Source organism: Pseudomonas sp. GW821-FHT10C09, from assembly GCF_059415465.1.
In genome coordinates this window covers 23,107-30,727 of the sequence record NZ_JBWKNG010000041.1, presented here as the reverse complement: position 1 = coordinate 30,727, position 7,621 = coordinate 23,107, and the positions used below count along the sequence as shown (strand labels likewise).

The window sequence follows — 7,621 nt, the reverse complement described above, 5'->3', positions numbered from 1 at the left end:
GTACGGTTACCGGGATAGCGAATTCTTTTTCATGAAGATCAAGAGCGTCTTTCCCGGTAATCCGTGAAGAACCAAAAGTTTTCCCCTCTTCCTACACCAAACGGTAAAAACCGCTGTCAGGGGATTTTCTTGAATTTTAAGCAGTTGCGAAAATGCTTACAGTTAAATACTGTATGCACGTACAGCTTAATAAGGATAACCCTGTGGCCACCACCCCTGCTTCTCCTGACACCTATGCACGCATGGGTCTGCGCGTTCAGAAAATCATCAATTCCCCCACCGCTCAAAAAGCCAAGGCAGCACTGATCTTCCGCCTGCCGGACGAACCGGTGGATGAGTGGGAGCAGTTGCTCGAAGAAATCGATGAGAACGACAACGTCACCCTCGCCTATCGCGACGATGGCGGCGTGCAGATTTTCTGGGTTGTGCCGAAGGAAGATTGAGTCAATGAGTGTCCGCTGGTTTGCTTTGCTGTTTTTGTTCGTCACTTTCGGAGCTCTGGCTGGCGCCCCACGCACCTTCAGCGAAGCCAAAAAAGTCGCCTGGAAACTGTATGCACCGCAATCCACCGAGTTCTATTGCGGCTGCAAATACACCGGCAACAAGGTGAACCTGGCTGCCTGTGGTTATGTGCCGCGCAAAAACGCCAAGCGCGCGTCCCGCATCGAGTGGGAGCACATTGTCCCGGCGTGGCAGATCGGCCATCAACGCCAGTGCTGGCAGGCCGGTGGGCGCAAGAACTGCACCCGTTACGATCCGGTATTCCAGAAGGCCGAAGCCGATTTGCACAATCTGGTGCCGAGCATTGGCGAGGTGAACGGCGACCGCAACAACTTCAGTTTTGGTTGGCTACCGGCGCAGACCGGTCAATATGGCTCATGCCTGACCCAGGTCGACTTCAAGGCCAAGAAGGTCATGCCCCGCCCTTCCATTCGCGGCATGATCGCCCGGACTTATTTCTACATGAGCAAGCAGTACGGCTTGAAGCTGTCGAAACAGGATCGCCAACTGTACGAAGCCTGGAACAAAACCTATCCGGTGGAAGCCTGGGAACGTCAGCGCAACCAGAGCGTGGCGTGCGTCATGGGTCGCGGTAACGAGTTTGTCGGGCCGGTGAACATGAAAGCCTGCGGCTGATTGCCCGCAGGAAAGTCAAAAGGCCTCGGTGTAAAACCCGAGGCCTTTTGCTTTTCCAGCCACTGCGTTATTGAGCCGCAGGATGCTCAATTACCAGCAATTCGACATTCTGTTTCTTGGCCCGCGCCAACGCCGCAGCCACTTCTGCCTGCTTGGCCTCCGCCTCGGCTTTTGAACTGAATGGCCCCATCAGAATGCGCGTCTTGCCGTTTTCCACGATGACGTTGGAGACGAAGCTGTGTTCAATCAGCCAGCCACTCAGATCACTCACCGCCTGGGGTGTTTCGCCTCGCACTTCGAGGTCCCATTGCGGCCCGCTTGTCGCTGCAGGAGCGGAAACGACTGCCGGCTTCGTTTTTTGAGCGTCAACACCCTTCCCTTCACCGCATCCAGCCAGCGCCAATACAGCAATTACCAAGACCATTTTGCGCACAACGGTTCCCTCTGAATGCCAAAAGCGGCGATTTTAACATTCATGAATACTTCCCGAGTGCCGCAAAATGGGCACAAAACAACGAGATTGATGGTTGCGGCCTCTGTATAGTTACGCCTTGGGAATTAATGCAGCATCTGCGCGTCAGAAAGAGGCACCCAAACTGTGAGACTTCGCACTAATCTATACATACCACCGACCTCTGCACTGTTCGAATCAGGTGCCCTACAAAGCAATCAAGGAGAAGACCATGCTGATACTCACCCGCAAAGTCGGTGAAAGCATAAATATTGGTGACGACATTACGATCACCATTCTGGGCGTGAGCGGCCAGCAAGTCAGGATCGGCATCAACGCCCCGAAAGACGTTGCAGTGCACCGTGAAGAAATTTATCAACGCATTCAGGCTGGCCTCACCGCGCCAGACAAACCACAAACCCCCTGAATCCTGTTGCAGTCAGTAGCCAGCCCGTTCGCCCTGAACACCGGCTGGCTAAAGATTCGAGCGCCGCACTGCCCGCCGGCTCGCTCACCCTCTCCCGCCAAAACATGAAGCCGATACTACCGGCATGTCCCATGCCATGGCTGTCAGACGTTTCCGAATAAGCCCGAGGAAGTACGTGATCGCACTCGGCTAACCAAACGTTACCCCGCGCGCCATTCCCGTCGCCGCGATGACCATCAGCAACACCAGCAAGCCTTCGACATGACTGAAACGAGCGAACAGTTTTGCCCGATCGGTATTGATCGTCGCGCCACGCCCCAGTGCAATCCGCCATTTGATCAGCGCCACCATCGGGGCAATTTCAAGCAGCAGGATCAGCACGAAAAGCGTCATCTTGAGGTGGAACAGTGGCTGATGAAGGTAGTAATCGGTGCCTTTCTCGTACCCGCCAAAGGCTCGCATCCCCCCGGTAATCAGGAGGATGACTGCAGAGATTCCCCACAGGTTATCGGCCATCAGCACGCGACGAGCTTCCCCTGTCCCGGCCGCCAGGCGACTGAATGCCGTGCCTCGGGTCAAAACCGCCCAGAATGCCAGCACAACAGCCAGCAAATGAATTGCTGCAAGAGACCAATGAACCAGCATCGATGTACCCCCATCAGACCGAGTTTGAGTATGGCCAGACAGTAGTAGCCCAAAAAACCGAGGGTTGCCCGATTCGGGCGGGTATACGAAGGGGGCAGGACAAATTTCAGGCAAAAAAAAATCCCAAGCAGCTGATGGAAGCTTGGGACTTAAAAATGCATAAACCGTGGTGGTGAACGCGGGGCGATAATATCCCAGCAACTCACTTGTAACAATATATTTTCGACCACCGGCTGGTTAAAAAAAACCGTAAGCCATTAAATATCCACACTTTTTTCATGGGACATGAGTAAGACTCTGGCTAAGCAAAACCATCGCGAACCAAACCAACAGACCTGAAAACAGCACCAGAAACATTACGTCACAGACCGGCTAGACTCCACCACACAAGAGCTGAAGGCTTCTGAAAGCACTCGCTTTTGACAGCAAGCCCCCCTTTCACCTGAGTACACAAGCCATGTGTGAATCATGTGATTCAAAACCGCTTCAAAACGCGGGTGGTCGCCGTCAGTTCCTGAAGTATGCCGGCCTCGGTGCAGGCGCCCTGCTACTGGCTGGCGCCCTGCCTGACCAACTCCTCCAGGCCGCCGAGAAAACGGCGGCGCCCCCAAAGCCGCAAAACTCAATCAACCCCGACATGGCCCTTCAAAGGCTAATGGAGGGAAACGAGCGGTATGTTTCCGGCACCTCCAAGACCCATGACTTCAAGGCTGAACGAGAAGCCCTGGTCACAGGCCAGAACCCGTTCGTGTCGGTACTCAGTTGTTCTGACTCTCGTATCGCTCCCGAGTACGCTTTTGACACTGCCCGGGGAGATCTTTTCGCCATACGTATCGCCGGCAACTTCGTCACTGACGAAGGTTTGGCCAGCCTCGAATACGCAGTCGCGGTGCTTGGTTCACCACTGATCCTCGTGCTCGGGCATGAAGACTGCGGTGCGATTAATGCGGGTATCAAAGCGGTAAAAGATCACACCGTTTTTCCTGGCCACATCCCGAAACTGACTGAGGCACTCAAGGGCTCTATCGAGACGGTACTCAAGGAACCTGGGAGCCTTCCCGCTAATGCGGTAGCGCAAAACGTCAAAGACTCGGTCAAGCGACTAAAAAATGCTTCCCCCCTGCTGACTGACGCCCTCAGCAAAGGCACGCTGAAAGTAGTGGGCGGCGTTTATCGCCTGGCAACCGGAAAAGTAGACCTGATCGCCTGATTCGAACAACGGTCTTTGACATAGCCAGACGTGAAAAGCCCAGCGCAATGGCTGGGCTCTGGTTACCTTCTGTTTTCCATCATCTTGTCTGCGAGCGCCTTGGCTCTTTCGATCAGCAGGTTCTGCCTGTCTTCGTGAGTAGCCCCACCCACGACCGGCGCCGTCAGGTTGCTCTCCGCAATCAATGCAGCGCAGAAGAACTGATCCCAAACAGTTCTAGTCTCAGACGTCTGTTTGTTCGTTTGGTCGGCGATCATATGCGGCTCCTTTTGATGAGGTAGCACCGCCAGTTTACGCCTCAATCGCTGCAATCCGCCCTTTACCTGGATCGAATCACGATCGTAGAAGCGAGCATATCGCCCAACATCTTTCTCCTGCTGACCCGAACTCTTCAAACCGTTGGTAAATAACTTCCCATTGCCGCGCATAATGGATTTCAGCCTCGGAATCCTGGCGGCAATATATTTTTTCGCGACACGTTAAATCAGGCGGTAGCGAGAAACCATCGCACCTGATTTCTTAGCCGTTGTGTTGGCGGTGATGGCCTCGAAAAATCTCTACTATTCAGCGTATAGCTGGGATGCAGCTTACGCCGGAGCATTCACCCTGCTGATTCTATCGCTGGCGATGGACCGACAAAGGCCGTAGAAAACCCTGCCGTGATTTTCTTAATGGATTCATCATCTCAAAAAACAGTGAAAGCGAAGGCAGTAGAGATAAAGCAGTAGGAGTCTTAAAGACTGACCTGGCGGCATCAATCAATACGGAGCCTCAGCGCTCACATCGATCAGCAATCCTCCAATGGGCGAGCGGTCACCGCCTCTTCATTGGCAGAACTGCGTGAGACGCGAACTCGGTGACACCGGGTTTACAGCTCATCAGATGCGGCACTGCGTGAGTTATCCACTCTCAAACCTTCAGACCGCACCTTCAAGCACCAGGCAGTCGAAGTATGGGCAGCGAAGTGCGTGGCTGAACGGCCTGCAGTGGTCTCCCATGGCGTTCAACTCCCACAGTCTCTTAAGCCCTCTTGCCCTAGGCTCCGGCCTGGTCACGCCAGGTCGCTGCTCACCGATCAATGCGCTTGAACATCACTTTACTCCAAGAAAAAAATACCCGCTCGCAGGGTTTCGATGTTGTCATCAAGCGTAAGCGCAAATGATGGCGCGCACGCCATCTGCCGTTTAAACTCCGCGCCTTCCTACAAAGCGCTACGACACGAGCATCGGCCGCATGATAAAAAACATCCAGTATCTGCGATTCATCGCAGCCTTTCTCGTCGTTTGCGCTCACGCAAACCTCCAGATTTACGGTATCCCCTCGAGCGTAACGAACCTCGGCGGATTCGGCGTCGATATCTTCTTCATTATTAGCGGCTTCATCATGCCCTTCATTCTGTATGGAGGCTTGTACAAGCGGGGCTCCATCGCCCTCATGGGGCCTGCCGGCTTCATGTGGCGCCGCATTACCCGAATTTGGCCGATGTACTGCTTCACCATCAGCGTCGTGGTTTTCGTTTCATGGCTCGTCATGGCCGGGAAGATCGACAATGTCACCGCCGAGCTGGCCTATTTCTTCAACGGCTCACGGATGGACTGGGGCTGGTACGTGGAAACTCTGACATTCACCCACTGGACGCGCCCCCCTATCCTCGGAATCGGCTGGACTCTTCAGGTTGAATTCATGTTCTACGCGGCCATTGCCGTCGTGCTGCTGTTCCGATCGCAGAAGCTGGCAACACTGGAAGTCGGCCTGATAGTGTTTTTCTTCGGCGCGATGCTGCTCGTTTCAAACACCCATGTAGGCGTGGTAGCGACCTCATTCGCGAACCCGATGATTATTGAATTCATGCTGGGCATCTTCCTTTATCGCCTCATATCGGACGGCATAGTCATGCCAAAGGGCCTGGCGATTGCGTGCGCTGTTCTCGCAATTCCATTGTTCCTGTTTGTTGAGTTGAACGGGCTGATACACATCCCTGGTCTGCTCTATCGTCCAGTCGCCTGGGGCATGCCCGCGTTCCTTCTTGTGTGGGCAGCACTGAGCCTTGAGCGGGACACCAAGGAGTCGAAGGTATTCGGATTACTCGGCGATGCGTCGTACAGCCTTTACCTGATCCACGGCTTTGTTGCCCCAATATTCTTCTTCTTATGGATGCGCTCCGGCCTGAATCAAACAGTAAACGTTTGGGCTTATCTGGCCTGCTATCTGTTCGTTTGCCATGCCGCCGGCATTGCCGGACATCTTTACATTGAAAAGCCGATGAACACGGCAATCAAAAAATACGTACGAGCTAAACCTAAATGCGTTACTTCCTGACTTCTCTGCTGCTAGCCATTACAGGTGCCGCACATGCGGCGAATGGGCCGGACGGCGTACCAATCGAAGAAAACTTTCAAACCTGCACCAACCTGGATTGTGGTGCCGCAGTCGTCAGCAAGTTCCACACTGACCGCCGCAGCCTGACCGGGCCCACTGTATTCGGCGAAACCTTTTATACAGAAGACAACAGCTCCAATTTTGTCAGGACGATGTTTGCACCAACGAAAATCCGACTGGTGTACAACCCGGCGACCGGCCAGGTGTTTAAGCCGATGACGGACTATATTCCAACGAAGGAAGGCATCAAGCTCACACCAGACAGCGCCATCAAAAAAGCACCGCGCGGATACTCAAGCGAAATGACTGAGGCCGAACTAAAGAACTACGGTGTGCGCGTGACACCAGGCTTCCAGGAATTCCAATATGCGATCACTTATGACAAGCGCCAAAGCTTCGCATCAAAATCCATCGGTACCCTGGGTAATTTGAGGAAGGTGATCGGCAAAGTCCCACTTTCCATTACCTTCTTCGGGGATTCAATCACCGTTGGCGCCAATGCCACTAGCATTTACACCGCACCCAATCAGCCTGGGTACGCGGGCCTTGTCATGGCGTATTTGAATTACAAATACCCACTCATGGTCGAATCGCGCAATAACGCAGTGGGTGGATGGAGTTCGATCAATGCCGTCTCTGCTGTGGGCTATCGAGTTAACGACAAGAAGTCCGATCTAATTGTTTTGGCCTTTGGGATGAATGACGGCGGCGTATTTAAACCCAACGAATATAAGGCAAACATGCAGGCGGTCATCAGCGCCATTAGGGCGAAACAACCAAAAGTGCCGATACTGCTTGTGTCACCCCAGCGAGCCAACCCTTCGACGTTCATTCAAAAGCGTTCGAACATTACAGGCTATTTGCCTGTGCTCCGAGAGCTTGCCAGGGACAATGCACTCATAGCCGTGGCCGACATGACGTCGGCATGGGACATGATGATGTCCAGGAAAAACTACCTGGATGTTACTGGGAACGGCTTGAACCACCCCAACGATTTCGGGCACAGGGTTCTTGCCGAAGTGGTTCTGACGGCCATTCTTGGTCCCGATTACTGATTTAAACGGTCTTCGCGAAGTTGACGCGTCCCGGCACAGCGGGCCAGTTGGACTCACAGTTACCGCTGCGGCGGTCTCGAGGTTTGCAGTGGATGCCCTCCGTGCCGGCAGGAATTTTGCTCCGCAGCGCTGCGGAGCACTGCTTGGCGCGCACGGCGACGGCGCGGCGGTTTACATAAAGGTCAAAGCTGATTTAACGCTGTAACGATGGTTCGTTTTTCCAAATCGTTTCCAACGTTTTTCAAAAGACAACAAAAAAGGGCCCACCTTTCGGTGAGCCCTTCTAGACCGCCCAGCAGAGCGGATTTTGTTTGGTA

Annotated in this window: 9 protein-coding genes; 6 read left to right on the top strand and 3 right to left on the bottom strand. The window is 53.8% G+C overall.

From position 1 onward, the window contains the following. The first annotated feature begins 152 nt into the window (after positions 1-152). On the top strand, positions 153-443 hold the full coding sequence (locus tag AC07N8_RS28685) for a DUF1654 domain-containing protein (RefSeq protein ID WP_483840103.1): 291 nt from the start codon (positions 153-155) through the stop codon (positions 441-443). Between the two features lie 4 nt (positions 444-447). Beyond that, on the top strand, positions 448-1,137 hold the full coding sequence (locus tag AC07N8_RS28680) for an endonuclease (RefSeq protein ID WP_483840104.1): 690 nt from the start codon (positions 448-450) through the stop codon (positions 1,135-1,137). A 67-nt stretch (positions 1,138-1,204) separates the two neighbouring features. On the opposite strand, the gene AC07N8_RS28675 is transcribed toward AC07N8_RS28680, so the two are convergent. Further along, positions 1,205-1,570 carry an SPOR domain-containing protein gene (locus AC07N8_RS28675; RefSeq protein WP_493147004.1) on the bottom strand — a complete coding sequence of 122 codons (366 nt, stop codon included), beginning with the start codon at positions 1,568-1,570 and terminating at the stop codon, positions 1,205-1,207. Between the two features lie 250 nt (positions 1,571-1,820). Between AC07N8_RS28675 and csrA the strand changes: the two genes are divergently transcribed. After that, positions 1,821-2,015 carry a carbon storage regulator CsrA gene (csrA, locus tag AC07N8_RS28670; RefSeq protein WP_007938114.1) on the top strand — a complete coding sequence of 65 codons (195 nt, stop codon included), beginning with the start codon at positions 1,821-1,823 and terminating at the stop codon, positions 2,013-2,015. Between the two features lie 189 nt (positions 2,016-2,204). Here csrA and AC07N8_RS28665 read toward each other — a convergent pair whose 3' ends face one another. Continuing rightward, positions 2,205-2,660, bottom strand: coding sequence for a DUF2214 family protein (locus AC07N8_RS28665; protein ID WP_493147006.1), 456 nt, complete (start codon positions 2,658-2,660; stop codon positions 2,205-2,207). A 457-nt stretch (positions 2,661-3,117) separates the two neighbouring features. On the opposite strand from AC07N8_RS28665, the gene AC07N8_RS28660 reads away from it, so the two are divergent. After that, on the top strand, positions 3,118-3,870 hold the full coding sequence (locus tag AC07N8_RS28660) for a carbonic anhydrase (protein ID WP_493147008.1): 753 nt from the start codon (positions 3,118-3,120) through the stop codon (positions 3,868-3,870). A gap of 62 nt (positions 3,871-3,932) precedes the next feature. Here AC07N8_RS28660 and AC07N8_RS28655 read toward each other — a convergent pair whose 3' ends face one another. Beyond that, on the bottom strand, positions 3,933-4,127 hold the full coding sequence (locus AC07N8_RS28655; protein WP_059181194.1) for a hypothetical protein: 195 nt from the start codon (positions 4,125-4,127) through the stop codon (positions 3,933-3,935). 976 nt (positions 4,128-5,103) lie between these two features. On the opposite strand from AC07N8_RS28655, the gene AC07N8_RS28650 reads away from it, so the two are divergent. Then, the gene (locus tag AC07N8_RS28650; RefSeq protein ID WP_493147010.1) at positions 5,104-6,189 is read left to right on the top strand and encodes an acyltransferase family protein; all 1,086 of its coding nucleotides are present in this window, start codon (positions 5,104-5,106) and stop codon (positions 6,187-6,189) included. Further along, positions 6,174-7,304, top strand: coding sequence for an SGNH/GDSL hydrolase family protein (locus tag AC07N8_RS28645; RefSeq protein WP_493147012.1), 1,131 nt, complete (start codon positions 6,174-6,176; stop codon positions 7,302-7,304). Before AC07N8_RS28650 ends, AC07N8_RS28645 begins: the two co-directional genes overlap by 16 nt. The last annotated feature ends 317 nt before the right edge of the window (positions 7,305-7,621 follow it).

Coding starts and splice junctions, on each gene's coding strand:
- AC07N8_RS28650 (WP_493147010.1), top strand. CDS start 5,104: ATGATAAAAAACATCCAGTATCTGCGATTCATCGCAGCCTTTCTCGTC.
- AC07N8_RS28660 (WP_493147008.1), top strand. CDS start 3,118: ATGTGTGAATCATGTGATTCAAAACCGCTTCAAAACGCGGGTGGTCGC.
- AC07N8_RS28645 (WP_493147012.1), top strand. CDS start 6,174: ATGCGTTACTTCCTGACTTCTCTGCTGCTAGCCATTACAGGTGCCGCA.
- csrA (WP_007938114.1), top strand. CDS start 1,821: ATGCTGATACTCACCCGCAAAGTCGGTGAAAGCATAAATATTGGTGAC.
- AC07N8_RS28685 (WP_483840103.1), top strand. CDS start 153: ATGCTTACAGTTAAATACTGTATGCACGTACAGCTTAATAAGGATAAC.
- AC07N8_RS28665 (WP_493147006.1), bottom strand. CDS start 2,660: ATGCTGGTTCATTGGTCTCTTGCAGCAATTCATTTGCTGGCTGTTGTG.
- AC07N8_RS28680 (WP_483840104.1), top strand. CDS start 448: ATGAGTGTCCGCTGGTTTGCTTTGCTGTTTTTGTTCGTCACTTTCGGA.
- AC07N8_RS28655 (WP_059181194.1), bottom strand. CDS start 4,127: ATGATCGCCGACCAAACGAACAAACAGACGTCTGAGACTAGAACTGTT.